The 21,153-nt window shown below is 61.9% G+C and carries 19 protein-coding genes and 1 pseudogene; 9 read left to right on the forward strand and 11 right to left on the reverse strand.

Features of this window, described 5'->3' with window-relative positions; all coding sequences use genetic code 11:
• Positions 1 to 90 precede the first annotated feature (90 nt).
• The 9 genes and pseudogenes from DBR46_RS06125 to DBR46_RS06165 all read left to right on the forward strand — a co-directional run bounded on the left by DBR46_RS06125 (position 91) and on the right by DBR46_RS06165 (position 10,929).
• Positions 91 to 1,020: an alpha/beta hydrolase gene (locus DBR46_RS06125; RefSeq protein WP_124525424.1), complete on the forward strand. Its 930-nt coding sequence runs from the start codon at positions 91 to 93 to the stop codon at positions 1,018 to 1,020.
• 103 nt (positions 1,021 to 1,123) lie between these two features.
• Positions 1,124 to 2,095 (forward strand): prolyl aminopeptidase, encoded by a 972-nt coding sequence (gene pip, locus DBR46_RS06130; protein ID WP_124525425.1) that lies wholly within the window; start codon positions 1,124 to 1,126, stop codon positions 2,093 to 2,095.
• Entirely contained in the window at positions 2,092 to 2,529 is a 438-nt protein-coding gene (gene dtd / locus DBR46_RS06135; protein ID WP_017738823.1) for a D-aminoacyl-tRNA deacylase, read from the forward strand. Before pip ends, dtd begins: the two co-directional genes overlap by 4 nt.
• A 267-nt stretch (positions 2,530 to 2,796) precedes the next feature.
• Positions 2,797 to 4,533, forward strand: a complete 1,737-nt coding sequence (locus tag DBR46_RS06140; RefSeq protein ID WP_124525426.1) for a glucan biosynthesis protein G — start codon at positions 2,797 to 2,799, stop codon at positions 4,531 to 4,533.
• Positions 4,526 to 7,134, forward strand: a pseudogene (mdoH, locus tag DBR46_RS06145) (glucans biosynthesis glucosyltransferase MdoH). The gene DBR46_RS06140 and the pseudogene mdoH overlap by 8 nt, the downstream one beginning before the upstream one ends.
• 148 nt (positions 7,135 to 7,282) lie before the next feature.
• A complete protein-coding gene (locus DBR46_RS06150) occupies positions 7,283 to 8,083 on the forward strand; it encodes a transporter substrate-binding domain-containing protein (protein ID WP_124525428.1) in 801 nt (266 codons plus the stop codon).
• Positions 8,084 to 8,302: 219 nt separating this feature from the next.
• On the forward strand, positions 8,303 to 9,100 hold the full coding sequence (locus DBR46_RS06155; RefSeq protein WP_026137058.1) for a transporter substrate-binding domain-containing protein: 798 nt from the start codon (positions 8,303 to 8,305) through the stop codon (positions 9,098 to 9,100).
• A 142-nt stretch (positions 9,101 to 9,242) separates the two neighbouring features.
• Positions 9,243 to 10,202, forward strand: coding sequence for an amino acid ABC transporter permease (locus DBR46_RS06160; protein ID WP_017738828.1), 960 nt, complete (start codon positions 9,243 to 9,245; stop codon positions 10,200 to 10,202).
• Entirely contained in the window at positions 10,195 to 10,929 is a 735-nt protein-coding gene (locus tag DBR46_RS06165) for an amino acid ABC transporter ATP-binding protein (protein ID WP_017738829.1), read from the forward strand. The genes DBR46_RS06160 and DBR46_RS06165 overlap by 8 nt, the downstream gene beginning before the upstream one ends.
• On the opposite strand, the gene DBR46_RS06170 is transcribed toward DBR46_RS06165, so the two are convergent.
• The 11 genes from DBR46_RS06170 to ubiE all read right to left on the reverse strand — a co-directional run bounded on the left by DBR46_RS06170 (position 10,924) and on the right by ubiE (position 21,069).
• Positions 10,924 to 12,831 carry a methyl-accepting chemotaxis protein gene (locus tag DBR46_RS06170; protein WP_124525429.1) on the reverse strand — a complete coding sequence of 636 codons (1,908 nt, stop codon included), beginning with the start codon at positions 12,829 to 12,831 and terminating at the stop codon, positions 10,924 to 10,926. The genes DBR46_RS06165 and DBR46_RS06170 overlap by 6 nt on opposite strands.
• A gap of 106 nt (positions 12,832 to 12,937) precedes the next feature.
• On the reverse strand, positions 12,938 to 14,854 hold the full coding sequence (locus DBR46_RS06175) for a methyl-accepting chemotaxis protein (RefSeq protein WP_124525430.1): 1,917 nt from the start codon (positions 14,852 to 14,854) through the stop codon (positions 12,938 to 12,940).
• Between the two features lie 234 nt (positions 14,855 to 15,088).
• Positions 15,089 to 15,796, reverse strand: a complete 708-nt coding sequence (locus DBR46_RS06180) for a 16S rRNA (uracil(1498)-N(3))-methyltransferase (RefSeq protein ID WP_124525431.1) — start codon at positions 15,794 to 15,796, stop codon at positions 15,089 to 15,091.
• Entirely contained in the window at positions 15,793 to 16,584 is a 792-nt protein-coding gene (gene tatC, locus DBR46_RS06185; protein ID WP_124525432.1) for a twin-arginine translocase subunit TatC, read from the reverse strand. The genes DBR46_RS06180 and tatC overlap by 4 nt, the downstream gene beginning before the upstream one ends.
• A complete protein-coding gene (gene tatB, locus DBR46_RS06190; RefSeq protein ID WP_124525433.1) occupies positions 16,581 to 16,991 on the reverse strand; it encodes a Sec-independent protein translocase protein TatB in 411 nt (136 codons plus the stop codon). Before tatB ends, tatC begins: the two co-directional genes overlap by 4 nt.
• 10 nt (positions 16,992 to 17,001) lie before the next feature.
• Positions 17,002 to 17,280, reverse strand: a complete 279-nt coding sequence (locus tag DBR46_RS06195) for a twin-arginine translocase TatA/TatE family subunit (protein WP_017738835.1) — start codon at positions 17,278 to 17,280, stop codon at positions 17,002 to 17,004.
• 25 nt (positions 17,281 to 17,305) lie between these two features.
• Positions 17,306 to 17,638: a phosphoribosyl-ATP diphosphatase gene (locus DBR46_RS06200; protein WP_003209299.1), complete on the reverse strand. Its 333-nt coding sequence runs from the start codon at positions 17,636 to 17,638 to the stop codon at positions 17,306 to 17,308.
• Between the two features lie 2 nt (positions 17,639 to 17,640).
• Positions 17,641 to 18,033 carry a phosphoribosyl-AMP cyclohydrolase gene (gene hisI, locus DBR46_RS06205; protein WP_012721796.1) on the reverse strand — a complete coding sequence of 131 codons (393 nt, stop codon included), beginning with the start codon at positions 18,031 to 18,033 and terminating at the stop codon, positions 17,641 to 17,643.
• 41 nt (positions 18,034 to 18,074) lie between these two features.
• Positions 18,075 to 19,679 (reverse strand): ubiquinone biosynthesis regulatory protein kinase UbiB, encoded by a 1,605-nt coding sequence (gene ubiB, locus DBR46_RS06210; RefSeq protein WP_124525434.1) that lies wholly within the window; start codon positions 19,677 to 19,679, stop codon positions 18,075 to 18,077.
• Positions 19,676 to 20,299 carry an SCP2 domain-containing protein gene (locus DBR46_RS06215; protein WP_017738838.1) on the reverse strand — a complete coding sequence of 208 codons (624 nt, stop codon included), beginning with the start codon at positions 20,297 to 20,299 and terminating at the stop codon, positions 19,676 to 19,678. The genes ubiB and DBR46_RS06215 overlap by 4 nt, the downstream gene beginning before the upstream one ends.
• Entirely contained in the window at positions 20,299 to 21,069 is a 771-nt protein-coding gene (gene ubiE / locus DBR46_RS06220; RefSeq protein WP_017738839.1) for a bifunctional demethylmenaquinone methyltransferase/2-methoxy-6-polyprenyl-1,4-benzoquinol methylase UbiE, read from the reverse strand. The genes DBR46_RS06215 and ubiE overlap by 1 nt, the downstream gene beginning before the upstream one ends.
• Positions 21,070 to 21,153: the final 84 nt, after the last annotated feature.

Consider the following 21,153-nt stretch of genomic DNA (forward strand, 5'->3'; position numbering starts at 1 on the left):
TGTCAGTCACTAAATCTCTTACTGACCCACCGCATTCGCGAGCAAGCCCGCTCCCACATTTTAGATCTCCAGCGTTAGGGATATTTACTTATGTATCCAATTTCTCCGCAGCTTGCCGCCTTCGTCGCCAAGACCGAATCCTTCACCACCACCGATACCTCCCTGGCCAGCCTGCGCCAGAACTACAACCGCATGTGCCAGGCCTTCACCCCGCCACCGCCGCAAGGCCTGCTAATCGAAGATTTTTCCCTGGGCGGCGTAGCCGTGCGCAGTTACCGACCCACCACCCCCACCCCTCCCAACGGCTGGCCCTGCCTTCTATATATGCACGGCGGTGGCTGGGTGGTCGGCGGGCTGGATTCCCACGACTTCATCTGCTTTGAACTGGCCACTGCGCTGCAGGTGCTGGTGATCGCCATCGACTACCGCTTGGCCCCTGAGCACCCGTTCCCGGCGGCGTACGACGATTGCCGCAGCGTGTGGCAGGCGATCCAGGCGGGGCAGGGGCCGCATGCCATCAACCGCCAGCGCCTGGTGGTGGCGGGCGACAGTGCGGGGGGCAATCTGGCGGCGGCGTTATGCCTGGGGTTGCGTGACGACGGGCAGCCGTTGCCCTTGGCTCAAGCGCTGATCTACCCGGGGCTGGGCGGCCCGGCGGATTTACCGTCGCGGCGTGATTGCGCGGATGCGCCGTTGCTGAGTACGGCAGATACCTTCGATTACCTGGCGTTGTATCTGTCAGACGACGGGACATCCTCGGCCTACGCCAGGCCGTTGTTGGCTGAAACATTCAGCGGTTTACCCAAGGCCTTCATCGCCGTAGCCCAGTTCGACCCCTTGCGTGACGACGGCCGGCTGTACGCCGAACGCTTGCAGGCGGCCGGCGTCGACACGCTGCTGTATCCCGGCAAAGGCCTGGTGCACGGCTGCCTGCGGGCGCGGCGGCAGGTGGCGGAGGTGGATCAACTCTACGACTACTTGCTGCGCTACCTGAGGAGCGAAGGGCTGACACAGGTCTAAGCGCTCAAGGACATGCTCATTGCACAATTCGGGTTTATAGTGCCAGACGGCAAAATAAAAGACGTCCCCCCAGGGATGAACCCGACCCCTTACGGAGCGCGCAATGCAGACTTGGTTTCCACAGATCAAACCCTACGCCCGGCACGATCTGGCCGTCGATGACACGCACACCCTGTACGTCGACGAAAGTGGCTCCCCCGAAGGCTTGCCCGTCGTCTTCATCCACGGTGGCCCTGGTGCCGGTTGCGATGCCAACAGTCGCTGCTATTTCGATCCGAACCTGTATCACATTGTCACCTTCGACCAGCGTGGCTGCGGGCGCTCCACCCCGCGTGCGAGCCTGGAAAACAACACCACCTGGGACCTGGTCGCCGACCTTGAGCGCATCCGCGAACACCTGGGCATCGACAAATGGGTGCTGTTCGGCGGTTCCTGGGGCTCGACCCTGGCCCTGGCCTACGCGCAAACCCACCCCGAGCGTGTGCTTGGCCTGATCGTGCGCGGCATCTTCCTCGCCCGCCCGCAAGACATCGAATGGTTCTACCAGGCCGGTGCCAGCCGCCTGTTCCCGGATTACTGGCAGGATTACCTCGCGCCCATTCCTGCGGAGGAGCGCCACGACATGATCGCGGCCTACCACAAGCGCCTCACCGGCAACGACCAGATTGCCCAGATGCACGCGGCCAAGGCCTGGTCCGGCTGGGAAGGGCGCATGCTCGGCCTGTGCCCGAGCCCGCAGCATGTGGAGCGTTTCTCCGAGCCGCAGCGCGCGCTGTCGATTGCGCGGATCGAGTGCCACTACTTCACCAACAACTCCTTCCTGGAGCCCAACCAGCTGATTCGCGACATGCACAAGATCGCCCATCTGCCTGGCGTAATCATCCATGGCCGCTACGATATGATCTGCCCGTTGGATAACGCTTGGGAGCTGCATCAGGCGTGGCCCAACAGTGAATTGCAGGTGATTCGCGAGGCCGGGCATGCGGCATCCGAGCCCGGTATTACCGATGCGTTGGTGCGTGCGACCGGCGAGATGGCCCGGCGCCTGCTTGACCTGCCGCCCGAAGAAGCATGAAAGGTTTGTTACAAAGGGTGCGCGGCGCCCGGGTCGAAGTAGCTGGGGAAATTGTCGGGGCTATCGACCAGGGTTTGCTGGTGCTGGTGGCGGTCGAACCAGGCGATACGCCTGAGAGCGCCGACAAACTGTTGCACAAGCTGCTTAACTATCGGGTGTTCAGCGACGATGAGGGCAAGATGAACCTGTCGTTGAAGGACATCGACGGCGGTTTGCTGCTGGTATCGCAGTTCACCCTGGCAGCGGACACCAAGAGCGGGTTGCGGCCGAGCTTCTCCACGGCGGCCCCTCCGGCCTTGGGCGCGGCGCTTTTCGAGCATTTGCTGGTACAAGCGCAACAATTGCATGGCAAGGTGGGGTCGGGGCGTTTTGGTGCCGATATGCAGGTGCATTTGGTCAATGATGGCCCTGTGACCTTCCTGCTCCAGACATGAATGTATTAAAAACGACTTTTAATGCCTAAAAACGCAGGTTTTCACTACAAATACTTCGTTGCCCCTGATGCGTTGTCTCGCGGGCTACTAGATAATCGCGCGCTACGGGGATCAGCGTTGTTTGGTCCATTTTTGACTTAGGTAGAGACTTGTCCGACTGCCAATGGGGAATCATTTTGCCCCAGGGGAGTCGGAACAATGCTCGCCAACCTGGCATATAGATAGCTGGCCGTTGGTTTTTTGATCTGTTTTCGGCGAGGGTTGCTCGTGATTGTTAGTCCCTGTAATGCACCAAAATTGTCTGCCAAACGGTTACGAAACGCACTGGTGACGGGCTCTGCCCTGTTTTGCCTGTTCGGCGCGGGTCAACTGTGGGCATTCAGTCTGGATGATGTGTCGGCCAAGGCTAAAGAGCTGGCCGGGCAGAAATACGAAGCGCCGCGCAGCAATCTGCCGAACGAATTCCGCGAAATGAAATTCGCTGATTACCAGAAGATTCGTTTCCGCAACGAAAAAGCTGAGTGGGCCGATCAGAACACCCCATTCAAGCTGTCCTTCTATCACCAGGGTATGCACTTCGATACGCCGGTGAAAATCAACGAAGTCACGGCCGACAGCGTCAACGAAATCAAATATGACGCATCGCGTTTCGATTTCGGCGACATGAAGCTTGATCCAAAAGCCACCGAACAACTGGGTTATGCCGGTTTCCGTGTGCTGTACCCGATCAACAAGGCCGACAAGCAAGACGAAATCATGACCATGCTCGGCGCCAGCTACTTCCGCGTCGTCGGCAAGGGCCAGGCCTATGGCTTGTCCGCCCGTGGCATGGCGATCGACACCGCGTTGCCGTCCGGCGAAGAATTCCCGCGTTTCACCGAGTTCTGGATCGAGCGTCCGAAACCGGGTGAAAAACAGCTGGTGATCTTTGCCCTGCTGGATTCCCCGCGTGCGACCGGCGCCTATCGCCTGACCCTGCGTCCGGGCACCGACACCATTGTCGATGTGAAATCCCAGATGTACCTGCGCGACAAGGTCAGCAAGCTGGGCGTGGCCCCGCTGACGAGCATGTTCCTGTTCGGTGCGAACCAGCCGTCCAAGGTGCTCAACTACCGTCGTGAGCTGCACGATTCCAGCGGCCTGTCGATCCATGCCGGCAACGGCGAGTGGATCTGGCGCCCACTGAACAACCCTAAACACCTGTCGGTCAGCAACTTCACCGTCGAAAACCCGAAAGGTTTCGGCCTGCTGCAACGTGGCCGCGATTTCAGCCACTACGAAGACCTCGACGACAACTACGACAAGCGCCCAAGCGCCTGGATCGAGCCTGAAGGCGACTGGGGCAAGGGCTCCGTTGATCTGGTAGAGATCCCGACCGCCGACGAAACCAACGACAACATCGTTGCCTTCTGGAGCCCGGCCGAGCTGCCTAAACCGGGCGAGCCGCTGGACGTCGCCTACCGCCTGCATTGGACCATGGACGAAAAATCCCTGCACCCGGCCGACAGCGCCTGGGTCAAGCAGACCCTGCGTTCCACCGGTGACGTGAAGCAGTCCAACCTGATCCGTCAGCCGGACGGCAGCGTGGCCTATCTGGTGGACTTCGAGGGCCCGTCCCTCAAGGCGCTGCCGGCGGACGCCCCGGTGCGCAGCCAGGTGAGTGTTGGCGACAACGCTGAACTGGTTGAAAACAGCGTGCGCTACAACGAGCACACCAAAGGCTGGCGCCTGACCCTGCGCATGAAGATCAAAGACGCAGGCAAGCCGACCGAAATGCGTGCGGCCCTGGTGCAAGACATCGTCAAGCCTGAGCCTGAGAAGGATTCGAGCCACGTGCTCAAAGCCGACAAAGTGCTGGCCAAGCAACACGAGAAGCAGGCCAAGAAAGACGCAAAAGACGCGAAAGACAAGCAGCCAGAAGCTGCCCCAGCCACACCGGAGCCGATCAAGACCGAACAAGTCCTGACCGAGACCTGGAGCTATCAGTTGCCTGCCGATGAGTAATTCCCAAGCCACGCCAGAGACTCTGCAAGAGTACCTGGCGCACCTCCCGATGACTGCCGAGCAGCGCGCCGAGCTGGCGGGCTGCAAGTCTTTCAGCGAGTTGCATGAACGCTTGTCGTCGTCCACCTTCGACGCCCCGACCGACGCCGCCCAAGCGTCGGTGGGCCCTCGGTTGCTGCTCAACAGCGCCGAAGAGCTGCAAGACGCCGAAATGCTCGTGCTCGATGCCGAAGGTCGCGTGTGCCTGAAAGCCACGCCGCCGATTCGTCGGACCAAAGTGGTGCCCGAGCCTTGGCGCACCAACATCCTGGTGCGCGGCTGGCGCCGGATGACCGGTCGCACCAACCCGCCGAAGCCGCCGAAAGACGAACGTGTACTGCCGGCTGCGCGCTGGCGTACCGTGGGTTCGATCCGTCGCTACATCCTGCTGGTGTTGATGCTCGGCCAGACCATCGTTGCCGGCTGGTACATGAAAGGCATCATGCCGTACCAGGGTTGGTCGCTCGTCGACTTCGACGAAATCCGCAACCAGACCCTGCTGCAAACCGCCACCCAGGTCCTGCCTTACGCCCTGCAAACCAGCATCCTGATCATGTTCGGGATCTTGTTCTGCTGGGTCTCGGCCGGTTTCTGGACCGCGTTGATGGGCTTCCTGGAACTGCTGACCGGTCACGATAAATACCGCATCTCCGGTAAAAGTGCCGGTGACGAGCCGATTCCGAAGGACGCCCGCACCGCGCTGGTGATGCCGATCTGCAACGAAGACGTGCCCCGCGTATTCGCCGGCCTGCGCGCCACATTCGAATCGGTGGCCGCCACGGGCGACCTGGACCGCTTCGACTTCTTCGTGCTCAGCGACAGTAATGACGCCGACATCTGCATCGCCGAACAGCAAGCTTGGCTCGACGTGTGCCGTGAAGCCGGTGGTTTCGGCAAGATCTTCTATCGCCGCCGTCGCCGTCGCGTCAAACGCAAAAGCGGCAACCTCGACGACTTCTGCCGTCGCTGGGGCGGTGACTACAAGTACATGGTCGTTCTCGACGCCGACAGCGTGATGAGCGGCGAGTGCCTGACCAGTCTGGTGCGCCTGATGGAAGCCACGCCGGATGCCGGGATTATCCAGACCGCGCCGCGTGCGTCGGGCATGGACACCCTGTATGCGCGCATGCAGCAGTTCGCCACCCGCGTGTACGGCCCGCTGTTCACCGCTGGCCTGCACTTCTGGCAGCTGGGTGAATCCCACTACTGGGGTCACAACGCGATCATCCGCATGCAGCCGTTCATCGAGCACTGCGCCCTGGCGCCGTTGCCGGGCAAAGGCGCGTTCGCCGGTGCGATCCTCTCCCACGACTTCGTCGAAGCCGCGCTGATGCGCCGTGCCGGCTGGGGCGTGTGGATTGCCTATGATCTGCCGGGCAGCTACGAAGAACTGCCGCCGAACCTGCTGGACGAACTCAAGCGTGACCGTCGCTGGTGCCACGGTAACCTGATGAACTTCCGCCTGTTCCTGGTCAAAGGCATGCACCCGGTACACCGCGCGGTGTTCCTGACCGGCGTGATGTCGTACCTGTCGGCGCCGTTGTGGTTCTTCTTCCTGGTGTTGTCCACCGCGTTGTTGGCGGTAAACACCCTGATGGAGCCGCAGTACTTCATGGCCCCGCGCCAGTTGTACCCGCTGTGGCCGCAATGGCATCCAGACAAGGCGGTGGCGCTGTTCTCCACCACCATCGTGCTGCTGTTCCTGCCGAAGTTGCTGAGCATCATCCTGATCTGGGCCAAGGGCGCGAAAGAGTTCGGTGGCAAGTTCAAGGTGACCCTGTCGATGCTGCTGGAGATGCTGTTCTCCATGTTGCTGGCGCCGGTGCGGATGATCTTCCACACCCGTTTCGTCCTGGCCGCGTTCCTCGGCTGGGCTGCAACCTGGAACTCGCCGCAGCGTGACGACGACTCCACGCCGTGGAGCGAGGCGGTCAAGCGCCACGGTCCGCAAACCGTGCTGGGCTTCCTGTGGGCGCTGTTGGTGGTATGGCTGAACCCGAGCTTCCTGTGGTGGCTGGTGCCGATCGTCGGTTCGCTGATGCTGTCGATCCCGGTCTCGGTGATTTCCAGTCGGGTCAAGCTGGGCCTCAAGTCCCGCGACGAGAGCCTGTTCCTGATTCCTGAGGAATACAATCCGCCGCAGGCGCTGCTGTCCACCGAGAAGTACACCCACGAAAACCGTTGGCATGCACTCAACGACGGCTTTGTACGCGCCGTGGTCGACCCGCAGCAGAACGCCCTGGCGTGTGCCCTGGCGACTTCGCGTCACCGCGAAGCGGAGCCGATCGAGTACCTGCGCGCCGAGCGTGTGCGCCATGCGTTGAAAGTCGGCCCTGCCGGCCTCAACAACGGCGAGCGTGTGGCCTTGCTCAGTGACCCGGTCGCCCTGGCCCGCCTGCACGAGCAGGTCTGGAGCGAAGGGCATGCCGAGTGGCTGGGGGCGTGGCGTGAATCGATCAAGGCTGATCCGCACGCACCGTTGCTGCCGCTGCAACCGCAAGTCTCCCAGGCCCAGCCGGCCTGATTCAGACGCCCCCGGGGGTTCACTCCGGGGGCATTTGAAACGCTGGTCCTACAGCGTTTCGCGCTTCTTCCTGTTAGCGCTAACTCCTTGTTATTTCGAAACAAAAGACCCTTGATCGAGGCGTATTGCCGTGCCTGTGGCTGGGTTAGCATCGCCCCGCACATTTGATTCGTCACGGGGATATTCATGTTCAAGAGGTATTGTTCGGCGTTGCTGGTTGGCGCTGTCGCATTGATGGAGAGTGGCCCGCTGTTTGCCGGCGCCCTGGATGACGCGGTGCGGCGCGGCGTGCTCAAGGTGGGTACCACGCCCACCTATGTGCCCTTTGAAATGACCGACCGGCAGGGGCGTATCGTCGGCTTTGAAATCGACTTGCTCCACGCCATGAGCCGGGCCCTGGACGTTGAGCTGGAGTTGGTTGCGGTGCCCTACACGGAGCTGCTGCCGGGGCTGCTGGCGAAACGCTTCGACCTGATCGGTAGCGGCATGACCGTTACCCAGCAACGCAATCTCAAGCTGAATTTCAGCGATGCCTTCATGGTGGTGGGCCAGACCGTGTTGCTGCATCCCAGCCTGGCGGGCAAGGTCACCAGCATCGAAGAGCTGGATGAAGCGGGCTACCGGATTGCGGCCACCGAAGGCACCACCGGGGAGCTGGCGGCGCAACGCTTCCTGGGGGCGGCCCGGCTCAGCAGTTTCACCACGCCGGAAGAAGGCGTGCGGCAAGTGGTGGAGGGCAAGGCTGATGCGTTTGTCCACGACGCGCCCTATAACCTGATCGCCATCAGCCGACCAGAAAACGCCAGTCTGTTTGCCCTTGAACAACCCTTTACCTACGAGCCCCTGGCGTTCGGCCTGAAAAAGGGCGATTACGACAGCCTCAACTGGATCAATCACTTCCTCAATCAGGTGGCCCAGGACGGCACCTATGATCGGCTGCACGACAAGTGGTTCAAGGACACGGCCTGGATGGCAGACGTTGAGTGAAAGTCATAACTGCTTACATATCAGCCGATTGCCGAGCGCGGTCGCTGAAGCGTCTACCCCTGCGGTTCCCCCGGCGTTTGTGGGGCTTTTCTGACATACACCGACAACAAATACCCGTGAAACCTTTGTGACGGGCAGCGAGTGGGTTAAGATCGCACCCCGTTATGGTGCAGCCCTTTTGTGCGCCAACCTTATAAGAATCGTTCAGGGGACTTGATGATGAAAAAGTATCTTTCGATGCTGCTGCTCGGCGTCACCGCGCTGGTCGCGGCCAATGCGGCCCAGGCCGGCGCGATTGACGATGCGGTCAAGCGCGGTACGCTGAAAGTCGGCATGGACCCGACCTACATGCCATTCGAAATGACCGACAAGCGCGGTGAAATCATCGGCTTCGAAGTCGACATCCTCAAGGCCATGGCCAAGTCCATGGGCGTCAAGCTGGAGCTGGTGTCCACCGGTTACGACGGCATCATCCCGGCCTTCCTGACTGGCAAGTTCGACATGATCGGCAGCGGCATGACCCTGACCCAGGAGCGCAACCTGCGCCTGAACTTCAGCGAACCGTTCATCGTGGTCGGCCAGACCCTGCTGATCCGCAAGGACCTGGAAGGCACCATCAAGTCCTACAAAGACCTGAACGACGAGAAATACCGCCTGACCTCCAAGCTGGGCACCACCGGTGAGATGGTCGCCAAGAAGCTGATCTCCAAAGCCAAGTACCATGGCTATGACAATGAGCAAGAAGGCGTGCTGGACGTGGTCAACGGCAAGGCCGATGCCTTTGTGTATGACGCGCCGTACAACGTGGTCGCCGAGAAGAAAGTCGGTAACGGCAAGCTGGTGTTCCTCGAAGAACCGTTCACCTTCGAACCCCTGGCGTTTGGCCTGAAAAAAGGCGATTACGACAGCATCAATTTCATCAACAACTTCCTGCACCAGATCCGTAACGACGGCACCTACGATCGCATCCATGACAAGTGGTTCAAGAGCTCCGAGTGGCTCAAGGACATGGAATAAAGGTTTAGACCGAGTCGCGCCCTTCGCGAGCAAGCCCGCTCCCACATTTTGACCGCATTTTCATGTTGGAACTCGGTCAAGTGTGGGAGCGGGCTTGCTCGCGAAGACGGCCTGACAAGCAACACAAATCGCGGAATTTGAAATGAAACAGAAAAAAGCCCAATGGCCCTGGCACCTGCTGACCGTGGTCGTGCTGGTTGGCCTGGCCGGCGCCTTGTACTACGCCACCTCCTTGATGTCCTACGAGTGGCGCTGGAACCGCGTACCGCAGTACTTCGCCTACCAGGCTGAAACGTCCCAGCGCGCGGCGGATATTTCCACCGTGGTCGAGTTGGTGCGCAAAGGCGACGTTGCCGAAGTAACCCTGCGCAACGACGCGGGCGCCGAGCAAAAGCTGACCGTGGCCGATAACAGCCTGCAAGTGGCGCGCGGCGATGACGTGGCCGAAGGCGATGTGATCGGCGTGACCCGGCATTGGGCGTTGGGCCCGTTGATGTGGGGCTTGTGGACCACGCTGTGGCTATCGGTGGTGTCCGGCATCCTGGGGCTGGCGATTGGCTTGGCGACCGGTTTGTGCCGGCTGTCCAACAACCCCACTTTGCGCGATCTGTCGACGATCTACGTCGAACTGGTGCGCGGAACGCCGCTGTTGGTGCAGATTTTCATCTTCTATTTCTTTATCGGCACGGTGCTCAACCTGTCCCGGGAATTCGCCGGGATCGCCGCGCTGTCGCTGTTCACCGGTGCCTACGTGGCAGAGATCGTGCGCGCTGGCGTGCAGTCCATCACCCGTGGCCAGAACGAAGCCGCCCGCTCCCTGGGCCTGAGCGCCAGCCAGTCGATGCGCCATGTGGTGTTGCCGCAAGCGTTCAAGCGCGTACTGCCACCGTTGGCCGGGCAATTTATCAGCCTGGTGAAAGACACCTCGCTGGTCTCGGTGATCGCCATTACCGAACTGCTCAAAAGCGGCCGCGAAGTGATCACCACCTCGTTTTCGCCGTTTGAAATCCTGTTCTGCGTTGCAGGGTTGTACCTGTTGATCAACCTGCCGCTGTCGAAAATGGCCAGCCGGCTTGAGCGGAGGCTCGCGCAAAGTGATTGAAGTCCGCGATCTGGTAAAAGTCTTCGACACCCGTGGCCATGTGGTGCGCGCGGTGGACCACGTGACCACCCAGGTGGCCAAGGGCGAAGTGCTGGTGGTGATCGGCCCGTCGGGCTCCGGCAAGTCCACCTTCCTGCGCTGCCTCAATGGCCTGGAAGAGTTCGACTCGGGCTCGGTGAGCATCGACGGCCTGCAACTGGCCGACCCGAAGACCGACGTGAACGCCTATCGCCGCGAAGTCGGCATGGTGTTCCAGCACTTCAACCTGTTCCCCCACATGACCGTGCTGGAAAACCTCTGCCTGGCGCAAAAAGTCGTGCGCAAGCGCGGCAAGAAAGAGCGCGAGGCCAAGGCCCTGGCGTTGCTGGAAAAGGTCGGCATTGCGCAAAAGGCCAATGAGTTCCCGTCGCGCCTCTCTGGCGGCCAGCAGCAACGGGTCGCGATTGCCCGCGCGCTGGCCATGGAACCCAAGGTGATGCTGTTTGATGAGCCCACCTCGGCGCTGGACCCGGAAATGGTCGGCGAAGTGCTGGACGTGATGAAGACCCTGGCCCTGGAAGGCATGACCATGGTCTGCGTCACCCACGAAATGGGCTTTGCCCGTGAAGTGGCCGACCGGGTGTTGTTCTTCGATCACGGCAAACTGCTGGAAGACGCGGCTCCGGCCGAGTTCTTCGACGCGCCGAAAGACCCGCGTGCCCAGGCCTTCCTGCGTCAGGTTCTATAACCTGAACTTGCCCACCAGCGCCTGCAAGTCCACGCTCAATCGCGTCAACTGAACACTCGCCGCCGCCGTTTCTTCACTGGTGGCGGCGGTTTGTTCGGACACATCGCGCACCTTCAACACACTGCGATTGATCTCTTCGACCACCGCGCTTTGCTCCTCGGCCGCGGCGGCGATCTGCGGGTTCATTTCCTGGATGATCGATACGGTGCGGGCGATCTCGGCCAGTGCATCGCCGGCATCGCGGGTCAGGCTGACGCTGTTGTCGGTCAGGTTGCGACTGCTGTCCAGGCGGCTGGCCACCTGCCGCGTGCCGTTGTGCAGGCGCTGGATCAGGCCTTCGATTTCCTCGGCGGATTCCTGGGTGCGTTGGGCCAGGCTGCGAACCTCGTCGGCCACCACGGCGAAGCCTTCACCGGCACTGCCGGCACGTGCCGCCTCGATGGCGGCGTTCAGGGCCAGCAGGTTGGTTTGCTGGGACACCGACTTGATCACATCCAATACGCTGCCGATCTGCTCACTCTCTTGCTGCAACGCCGCCATCGCCTGGCTGGACAGCGCCATTTCGTTGGCCAACTGGCCGATCTGGTCAACCGCCCGCGCGACCACCTTGTCGCCAGCATCGGCCTGGCGGTCCGCCTCGGTAGCGGCGACGGAAGCCTGTTCGGCATGCCGCGCAACTTCCTGGGCCGTGGCGAGCATTTCGTTCATGGCGGTGGCGACCTGATCGGTTTCGTCTTTTTGCTTGTTGATCCCGTCGCGGGTCTGCTCAGTGACGCTGGATAGCTGCGTCGCTGCACTGGCAATCTGCCGGGCGCTGTCGCCGATACCGCTGATCAGGGTGCGCAGGTTGCCGGTCATTTGCCCGATGCTCTGTTGCAGCCTCCCCAGTTCGTCGCGGCGCTCTACGTGGATGTCGTGGCTCAGGTCGCCCTTGGCGATGCGATTGGCCGCCGCCAGGGTTTCGCGCAGGGGTACGGCAATCTGCCGGGCGATCCACCAGGCCGCCACGGCGCCCAGCAGCAGGGCGGCGGCGGTCACGCTGATGAGCAGCGTACGGGTGTGTTCGGCTTCCCGTTCGCGCTTCACCATCTGGCCCTGGCTGAGCAGGTCGCTGTGTTCCAGCAGCTCGTCGAGCTGGTGTTCAAAACGGTTCTGCACGGCTTCCGTGGTGAGCTGGATCTCTTTGAGTTTGAGCAGTTGTTCGCGGTAATTGGCCAGGTCGGTCTTGAGCAGTACGGCGTCTACCGGCAGTTGGGTGACTGCGGCCTGTGCGGCCTCCAGGACGGCGAGCGACTGGCTGACCTCATCGGCATAGGCATCCAGCGAGGACGCTGCCCAGGCAGGGCTCTGGGCGCGGTCTTCGGCCTGTTCCATGGTTTGGCGCAGTTTCTCGATGGCATCCAGGGCGTTCTGGTCGTTCTGGTCAGGCAATTCGCTAGCGACCTGGGCGAGCGTGTCGCTGGCCTGGAGGCTGATTTTCTTCAGCGGGCCACGGCTGCCTTCGCGCTGCTGGATCAGCGGGGGCAGTTCGGCGAGGGCACTCTTGAACCCCTCGACCAGGCGCAGACTGTCCTGCACGCGTTGCAGGTCTGCCGGGTCCTTGAGGTGGCTGGCGAGGTAAGCGAGGTGCTGTTCGACCTTGTCGATCCGGGCAGCGACTTTGCCCAGGCTGGCAGAGTCCGTCAGGGTGCGATACACGATACGGTCCGCGCGCATGCCCTCGGCGACAGCTGCCAGTTGCCCCAGGGCCGCGAGGTTGCTGGAGCGAAACAGCACGGCATTCAAGGCTTGCCAGCCGGTCACAGCGATGACGAGGCTAAGTATCAGGACTTGCCCGAAACCCAGGGCAAGCTTCAGGCGGACATTGACGTTGTCCAGCAAACGGGTCAGCCGAGGAAACATGATTAACCTCCGAATCTGAAAAAGCGTTTCGTAACAAGACAAACGCTAATTCGATTCGGAGTGATGCCGGGCTGATAACTACGTAGGAAATTTCACAAATGATTGGTTAGGTGCGGAAGCGTCCGACTAAGGTTTGTAGGTAAATACCCAGGCGAGCCAGCTCGGCACTGGACGCGGCGGTCTCTTCGCTGGCCGACGAGGTCTGCTCCGACACATCCCGGACGTTCAGCACGCTGCGGTTGATCTCTTCGGCCACGGCGCTTTGTTGCTCGGCGGCGGTGGCGATCTGCGAGTTCATCGCCTGGATCGTCGAGACGGTGCGGGTGATATTGCCCAGTGCGGCGCCGGCGCGGCGGGTCAGTTCGACACTGCTGTCGGTGAGGCCGCGGCTGTTGTCCATGATGGTCGCCACCTGCTGGGTGCCGCTTTGCAGGCCGACGATCAGCTCTTCGATCTCTTCGGTGGACTTCTGCGTGCGCTGGGCCAGGCTGCGCACTTCATCGGCCACCACCGCGAAGCCACGGCCGGCCTCACCGGCGCGGGCGGCTTCGATCGCGGCGTTGAGGGCCAGCAGGTTGGTTTGCTGGGCCACGGACTTGATCACATCGAGCACACTGCCGATCTTGTCGCTTTCGCGCTTGAGGTGGCCCATGGCCTCGGTGGAGTTGCCGACTTCGGTGGCCAGGCGTTCGATCTGGGCGATGGCTTCGCCGACCACCTTGTCGCCTTCGCGCGCCTGCTGGTCCGCAGCGACGGCGGCTTCGGAAGCTTCCTCGGCGTTGCGCGCCACTTCCTGCACGGTGGCGGCCATTTCATTCATGGCGGTGGCGACCTGGTCGGTCTCGACTTTCTGGCTGTTGACCCCGGCGCTGGTTTGTTCGGTCACGGCCGACAGTTGCTCGGCGGCGCTGGCGATCTGGGTGACGCCGTCGCTGATGCCGCCGATCAACTCGCGCAGGCCCACGGTCATGCTTTGCATGGCACGTTGCAGTTGGCCCAGTTCGTCCTGGCGTGCGGAGTCGAGGTTGTGGCTCAGGTCGCCGGAGGCCACGCGCTCGGCGACTTTGAGGGTCTGGTTCAGCGGGATGATGATCTGGCGGGTGATGGCCCACGCGGCGATCAGGCCGAAGACCAACGCCAGCACGGTGGCGAGCGCCAACAGTTGCTTGGCTTGTGCGGCATCGGTGTCGCGGACCACGGTCTGCGACGCGGTGAGTTTTTTGCTGCGGTCGAGCAGGATATCGCCCTGCTCGGCCATGATTTTCATCGCCGCTGCGGTGGCCACCTGGGAGTCGCGGTACTGGCTGACAGCCGCGCGGTAGGCTTGCAGCGAAACGCTGGCCTGTTGCAGGTTGGTCGAATATTGATCAGGGATTTGGCCGTTCAGGCTGGTGATTTTCTTCAGGGCGTTGTCGATGGCATCCAGCGCGGGCTGCTCGGCTTCGACCTTGCCGCTGTAGGTGTAGCCGCGCACCTGGAAGCGCGCCTGTTGAATCAGCTTGCTCAGGTCCACCACGCTGTTGAACTGGCTGACGCTGTCGCCTTGCAGCAGGGCTTTCTCGATCTCGCCGACCTTGACCACCGCGTTGTCGGCGGTGTCGCCCAGCTTGCTGCGCGCGTTTTCGCGGTTGGCGCCGGCTTGGACCATGGCCTCGAAGGCGCGGCGGTATTGATCGACGGCGACCAGTTGGTCGTCCACCAGGAGGTTGTCGGCGGGCTGATCGATCAGGCTGTCAGCGGTTTTCAGGCCAGCTTCCAGTTGCACCAACAGCGCGTTGACGGCGGTGGGGCCTTGTTCGCCACGGCGCATTTCGTAGTCCAGGCGCGCCAGGCGCAGGTCCTTGGTCAGCTCATTGAGGCTGGAGATGAAACCCAGCTTGTCACCACGGCTAATCACACCGCTCAGGCCGCTCCAGCCGGTGAAGGTGATCATGAGTGTGAGCAGTAATACCAGGCCAAAACCTACACCCAGCTTGGATTTGACGCTGACATTCCCCAGCTTTTCGGCTAACCAACGATACATGCTGCGAACTCCCCTGGAACAAGGCTTGGACTTATTCAGAGAGTATCGGCATGTGTCGGGGATTCTGTAGCGACGCAGGTCAAATGTGGGAGCGGGTTTGTGTGGGAGCGGGCTTGCTCGCGAATGCAGTGTGTCAGTCAAAGCTGTTCTAGCTGATCCACCGCCTTCGCGAGCAAGCCCGCTCCCACACAAGCCAGTTCCTACATTGGATTTGTGGTGTTGTTTGGGTGTGGGTCAGAAGAGGCGGGCGAGCAGGGCAGTCACGGCGGTTTCAACCCGAAGGATGCGCGCGCCCAGCTGTACCGGTTGCAGGCCAGCCTTGGCCAGCAGGTCCACTTCATAGGGAATCCAGCCACCTTCCGGGCCAATCGCAAGGGTCACCGGCTCATCCAGCCCGCGCGGGCACGGCGGGTAGTCACCGGGATGGCCGATCAAGCCCAGGGTGCCTGCGGCCATGGCCGGCAGGCGGTCTTCGACGAACGGCTTGAAGCGCTTCTCGATAATGATCTCGGGCAGCACCGTGTCCCGCGCCTGTTCCAGGCCGAGGATCAGTTGCTCGCGAATCGCCTCGGGCTCCAGGAACGGGGTCTGCCAGAAGCTTTTTTCCACACGATAACTGTTGAGCAGCACGACTTTGGGCACACCCATGGCCGCCACGGTTTGCAGGACCCGGCGCAGCATTTTCGGACGGGGCAGGGCCAGCAGCAGGGTCAGCGGCAGTTTTGCCGGGGGCGGCAGGTCGAAGCTGACTTGCAGCTCTGCTTCGCTGGCCTCCAGGCGCAGCAACTGGGCATTGCCCATCAGCCCGCCGATGCGGCCGACGCGCAGGCTGTCGCCTACAGCGGCGCGGTGGACTTCCTGCATGTGCACCAGGCGCCGGTCACGCAGCACCACACGGTCGGCTGCGATGAAATCGGCCTCCTCAAGCAGCAGCAGGTTCACGGCTGGGTCGCTGGCGGCTGGTCGTCGTCGGCAGGCTGGTCATCCGGGTGTTCGCCACGCTTGCTGATCAAGCCGCTGAACAGGATGCCGATCTCGAACAGCATCCACATCGGCACGGCCAGCAGGGTCTGGGAGAAGATGTCCGGCGGCGTGAGGATCATGCCGACCACAAAGCAGCCAATGATCACGTACGGGCGGATCTTCTTCAGGTACGCCACGTTGACCACGCCGATCCACACCAGCAGCACCACGGCCACAGGAATTTCGAAGGCTACGCCAAAGGCGAAGAACAGCGTCATCACGAAGTCGAGGTAGCTGGTGATGTCGGTCATCATTTCCACGCCGGCCGGGGTGGCGGCGGCGAAGAACTTGAAGATCAGCGGGAACACCAGGAAGTAGGCGAACGCCATGCCGGTATAGAACAGGCAGATGCTCGACACCAGCAACGGCACCGCGATGCGCTTCTCATGCTTGTACAGGCCCGGTGCGATAAAGCCCCAGATCTGATGCAGGATCACCGGGATCGCGAGGAACAGCGAGACCATCATCGTCAGCTTCAACGGTGTGAGGAACGGCGACGACACGTCGGTGGCGATCATCGTCGCGCCGGCCGGCAGGTACTGGCGCAGGGGCGTGGAGACGAATGTGTAGATCTGCTGGGTAAAGGCGAACAACCCGGCAAAGATGATGAAGATCGCCGCTACGCAACGCAGCAGGCGGGTACGCAGCTCGGTGAGGTGCGAGACCAGCGGCATATGCTGGTCGTTTTCCGGTTTATCAGCGCTCATGGGGCTCGCGGCGGCAATGTAGGGTCATGGGGGGCAGGCGCCGCGACGGGCGCCGGTGCTGGCTCGGTGGGCGCAACGGGCGTGGCTTCGGCAGCGGGTGCGGCGGGTGCAGGCGCGATGCTGTGTTCGGCCACAGGCTCGACCGGCTTGGCCGGCTCCTGTACCGGCGAGAGGATCTTGCGGGCCTCTTGCTCCAGCGACAGGATGTGTTCGTTGTGCAGCTGCCGGCGGATTTCGTCGGCGCCGATTTCCCGTTCAACTTCCTGTTTGATCGCGTTGAAACTGCGTTTCAGGCGCCCGATCCACAGGCCGGCCGTGCGTGCGGCACCGGGCAGGCGTTCCGGCCCCAGTACCAGCAGGGCCACGAGGCCGACGAGCAGCAGTTCAGAGAAGCTGATACCAAACATTAGTCAGTGCTCACGAGTCTTTGCGGGTCGGCTCTTCGACTTTCTCAGCCTGCACGTCGAAGGTACGACGCTCGGTGATCGGCTGGGCGGCCTGCGGATGCACAGGCTGCGCCGGTGGCACTGGGTTGGCGGCCGGGTCGGCAGGTTTTTCGTCGTCGTTCATGGCTTTGCGAAAGCCCTTGATCGATTCGCCTACGTCAGTACCGAGATTCTTGAGTTTCTTGGTGCCGAATACCAATACCACCACCACCAGAATGACGATCCAGTGTTTCCAGTCAAAAATACCCATGCTGCAAATCCTCAGTAAAAGTTATTCAGGCGGACGGGCGTGATGCCTTTTCGGCATGCCCGGACAAGCCGAAGCGACGGTCCAGTTCATCCAGCACGGCCTGCGGATGCTGCCCCAGTTGGGCGAGCATGACCAGGCTGTGGAACCAGAGGTCGGCGGTTTCGTAGATCACATCGCTGCAATCGCCGCTGATTTGCGCGTCCTTGGCGGCGATGATCGTCTCGACGGATTCTTCGCCGAGCTTTTCCAGGATCTTGTTCAGGCCCTTATGGTACAGGCTGGCGACATAGGAGCTGTCGGCGTCCGCGCCTTTGCGGTCTTCCAGCACCTGGGCCACGCGGTTCAGGGTATCGCTCATGTCTAATGTCCTGCGGAATAGATGGCGTGCGGGTCTTTGAGCACCGGTTCGACAACCTTCCACTCGCCGTTCTCGAACACGCGGTAGAAGCAGCTGTGACGGCCGGTGTGGCAGGCGATATCGCCGATCTGCTCGACCTTGAGGATCACCACGTCGGCGTCGCAGTCGATGCGCATCTCGTGCAGGGTCTGCACGTGCCCGGACTCTTCGCCCTTGCGCCACAGTTTGCCACGCGAACGTGACCAGTAAATGGCGCGCTGCTCAGTGGCGGTGAGGCTCAGGGCCTCGCGGTTCATCCAGGCCATCATCAGTACGCGCCCGGTCTTGTAGTCCTGGGCAATGGCCGGCACCAGGCCGTCACTGTCCCACTTGATCTCGTCCAGCCAGTCTTTCATGTTCGGCTCCGGCAATTTGCGACAGTGTATAACCGGATCGGCTATCGACGCACGATCAGATAAACACCCACGGCGACCATGATGCCAGCCGGCCAGTAGCCCAGCGCATTCAACGGCCCGCCGAGGGCGAGCACGATGCCGCCGGTCAGGTGCGCGGCGCCGAGCAGGCGCAGGAACCAGTCGTCCTTGCGTGTGTGCCACGGCGGCGCGGGGTCTTTGGCGTGGGGCTGGGACATGCGTTCCAGCAGGTCGCGGGTCATGTTGGCCAGGTGCGGCAGTTGCTCGACCTGGCTGTGCAGGTTGCCCAGCAGGGTTTTCGGGCTGACCCGCTCGCGCATCCAGCGTTCGAGGAACGGCTGGGCGGTGTTCCACAGGTCGAGGTCCGGGTACAGCTGGCGGCCCAGGCCTTCGATGTTCAGCAGGGTCTTTTGCAGCAGGACCAACTGCGGCTGTACTTCCATATTGAAGCGCCGCGCGGTCTGGAACAGGCGCATCAGCACCTGGCCGAAGGAAATATCTTTTAACGGTTTTTCGAAGATCGGCTCGCACACCGTGCGGATCGCGGCTTCGAATTCATTCAGCTTGGTTTCCGCCGGCACCCAGCCCGAATCGATGTGCAACTGCGCCACGCGGCGGTAGTCGCGCTTGAAGAAGGCGAACAGGTTGCGCGCCAGGTAATCCTGGTCTTGCGGCGTGAGGCTGCCGACGATGCCGCAGTCGATCGCGATGTATTGCGGGCTCCACGGGTTGACGGTGCTGACGAAGATGTTGCCGGGGTGCATGTCGGCATGGAAGAAGCTGTCGCGGAACACCTGGGTGAAGAAGATCTCCACGCCACGCTCGGCGAGCATTTTCATGTCGGTGCGCTGGTCGGCCAGGGTGGCGAGGTCGGTGACCTGCACGCCGTAGATGCGCTCCATCACCAGCACTTTCGGGCGGCACCAGTCCCAATACACCTGCGGCACATACAGCAGCGGTGAGCCTTCGAAGTTGCGCTTGAGCTGGCTGGCGTTGGCCGCTTCGCGCAGCAGGTCGAGTTCGTCGTAGATGGTTTTTTCGTAGTCGGCGACCACGTCCACCGGGTGCAGCAAGCGTGCGTCGGCGCTGAACCGCTCGGCGGCGCGGGCAAGGATGAACAGCCATGCCAGGTCCTGGCCGATGATCGGCTTGAGGCCCGGGCGGATGACCTTCACCACCACTTCTTCGCCGCTCTTGAGCTGCGCAGCGTGGACTTGTGCAACCGAGGCTGAAGCCAGCGGCTCGACGTCGAAGCGGCTGAACACCTCGCTGATCTTCTGGCCCAGCTGTTCTTCGATCAGCTTCATCGACTGCTGGGAATCGAACGGCGGCACGCGGTCTTGCAAGAGCATCAGCTCGTCGGCGATGTCTTCGGGCAGCAGGTCGCGGCGGGTCGAGAGGATCTGCCCGAACTTGATAAAGATCGGCCCCAGGTCCTGCAACGCCAGGCGCAGGCGCGCACCACGGCTCAGCTCCAGCTTTTTGCGCGGGAACCAGCGCCACGGCAGCACATAACGTACCGCCAGCAGGAACCACGGCAGGGGCAGGGCGAACAGCAGGTCATCGAGTTGGTAGCGGATTACGACGCGCTGGATACGAAACAAACGGCGGACGGCGAGCAGCTTCATGCGTTATCGCTTGGATCAAGGGAACGGCTCAGGCGCTCGAAGCGTGCCTCAAGGCGTTCCAGGTCGATTTTGGCCTTGTCGAGTTCACGAAAGCGCGCTTGCGCTTCCCGTTCTCCGACCAGGGTGCGCGATTCTTCGCTCAGGTATTCGGCAAGGTTCTGGTTGAGGCTGGCGAACCCTTGCTGGTACCAGCGCGAACGGCTGCGCAGGTGCCCGCTGATCAACTGGGTGGCCACGGGGCCGATCCAGCGTGACAGCTCGTATTCCCAGTCCAGTTCCAGGTCTTGCAGCACGGCGGCCAGGTCCATCAGCACCGAACTGTCGCCTTCCAGCTCGACTTCAGCGCTGTGCAGAATCGCCGTCTTGTTGCGGCTCAGGGCCAGGTGCAACAGGCTCGACGCCGGCGCACGCAGGGTGCAGTCGGCCTCGGCGGCCCAGGTGCTGGCGAGCAGCAGGCCTTCATCGCTGGGCAGGATAAACAGCTGCAAGGCGGGGCTGCGGCAGTCGACGGCAATCACTTTGCCGGTCAAGTGCGCGAGCCGCGCCAGGGCGGTGCTGTCCAGGCGCAGGACACGGTTGAGGCCGTGTTCGACGCTGGCGAGAAGGCCCTGGAACAGCATCAGGGCTTGATGCCGCGGTGCAGGGCAACGATGCCGGAGGTCATGTTGTGGTAGGTCACGCGGTCGAAACCGGCCTCTACCATCATCGACTTCAGGGTCTCCTGGTCGGGGTGCATGCGGATCGATTCGGCCAGGTAGCGGTAGCTCTCGGCGTCATTGGTGATCAGCTTGCCCATCAACGGCATGAAGGCGAAGGAATAGGTGTCGTAGACCTTGGACATGATCGCGTTGGTCGGCTTGGAGAACTCCAGCACCAACAGGCGGCCGCCCGGCTTGAGTACGCGCAGCATCGAGCGGATCGCGTCCTCTTTATGGGTCACGTTGCGCAGGCCGAAGGCGATGGTCACGCAGTCGAAATGGTTGTCGGGGAACGGCAGCTTTTCAGCGTCGGCCTGGACGAATTCGATATTGCCGGCCACGCCCTTGTCGAGCAGGCGGTCGCGACCGACCTTGAGCATCGAACCGTTGATGTCTGCCAGTACCACCTGGCCGGTGGGGCCGACGAGCTTGGAGAACTTGGCCGCCAGATCGCCCGTGCCGCCGGCGATGTCCAGCACGCGGTTGCCGGTGCGTACGCCGGACAGCTCGATGGTGAAGCGCTTCCACAGGCGGTGCATGCCGCCGGAGAGCACGTCGTTCATCAGGTCGTACTTGGCCGCAACGGAGTGGAACACCTCAGCGACTTTTTCCGCCTTTTGGCTTTCCGGGACGTTCTTGAAGCCGAAGTGAGTGGTGGGTTCGGCATCGCTGCCTTTGCGCTGATCAGTCATATCGCTGTCACCAAAAGAGAATGCGGCACATGATAATCCCCAAGGCCTGCTTTGTCTTGGCAAGGCTGAAGGTAAGATGGGTGG

The sequence above is a fragment of the Pseudomonas sp. KBW05 genome (genome assembly GCF_003852405.1).
Classification (GTDB): domain Bacteria; phylum Pseudomonadota; class Gammaproteobacteria; order Pseudomonadales; family Pseudomonadaceae; genus Aquipseudomonas.

Bases quoted from the DNA above. Each gene is read 5' to 3' on its own strand.
- DBR46_RS06215 (WP_017738838.1), bottom strand. From the start codon at position 20,299: ATGCTGTTCCAGGGCCTTCTCGCCAGCGTCGAACACGGCCTCAACCGT.
- DBR46_RS06170 (WP_124525429.1), bottom strand. From the start codon at position 12,831: ATGTTTCCTCGGCTGACCCGTTTGCTGGACAACGTCAATGTCCGCCTG.
- ubiE (WP_017738839.1), bottom strand. From the start codon at position 21,069: ATGACTGATCAGCGCAAAGGCAGCGATGCCGAACCCACCACTCACTTC.
- DBR46_RS06175 (WP_124525430.1), bottom strand. From the start codon at position 14,854: ATGTATCGTTGGTTAGCCGAAAAGCTGGGGAATGTCAGCGTCAAATCC.
- DBR46_RS06200 (WP_003209299.1), bottom strand. From the start codon at position 17,638: ATGAGCGATACCCTGAACCGCGTGGCCCAGGTGCTGGAAGACCGCAAA.
- ubiB (WP_124525434.1), bottom strand. From the start codon at position 19,679: ATGAAGCTGCTCGCCGTCCGCCGTTTGTTTCGTATCCAGCGCGTCGTA.
- tatB (WP_124525433.1), bottom strand. From the start codon at position 16,991: ATGTTTGGTATCAGCTTCTCTGAACTGCTGCTCGTCGGCCTCGTGGCC.
- DBR46_RS06150 (WP_124525428.1), top strand. From the start codon at position 7,283: ATGTTCAAGAGGTATTGTTCGGCGTTGCTGGTTGGCGCTGTCGCATTG.
- DBR46_RS06155 (WP_026137058.1), top strand. From the start codon at position 8,303: ATGAAAAAGTATCTTTCGATGCTGCTGCTCGGCGTCACCGCGCTGGTC.
- DBR46_RS06160 (WP_017738828.1), top strand. From the start codon at position 9,243: ATGAAACAGAAAAAAGCCCAATGGCCCTGGCACCTGCTGACCGTGGTC.
- dtd (WP_017738823.1), top strand. From the start codon at position 2,092: ATGAAAGGTTTGTTACAAAGGGTGCGCGGCGCCCGGGTCGAAGTAGCT.
- DBR46_RS06125 (WP_124525424.1), top strand. From the start codon at position 91: ATGTATCCAATTTCTCCGCAGCTTGCCGCCTTCGTCGCCAAGACCGAA.
- tatC (WP_124525432.1), bottom strand. From the start codon at position 16,584: ATGAGCGCTGATAAACCGGAAAACGACCAGCATATGCCGCTGGTCTCG.
- pip (WP_124525425.1), top strand. From the start codon at position 1,124: ATGCAGACTTGGTTTCCACAGATCAAACCCTACGCCCGGCACGATCTG.
- hisI (WP_012721796.1), bottom strand. From the start codon at position 18,033: ATGAAAGACTGGCTGGACGAGATCAAGTGGGACAGTGACGGCCTGGTG.
- DBR46_RS06195 (WP_017738835.1), bottom strand. From the start codon at position 17,280: ATGGGTATTTTTGACTGGAAACACTGGATCGTCATTCTGGTGGTGGTG.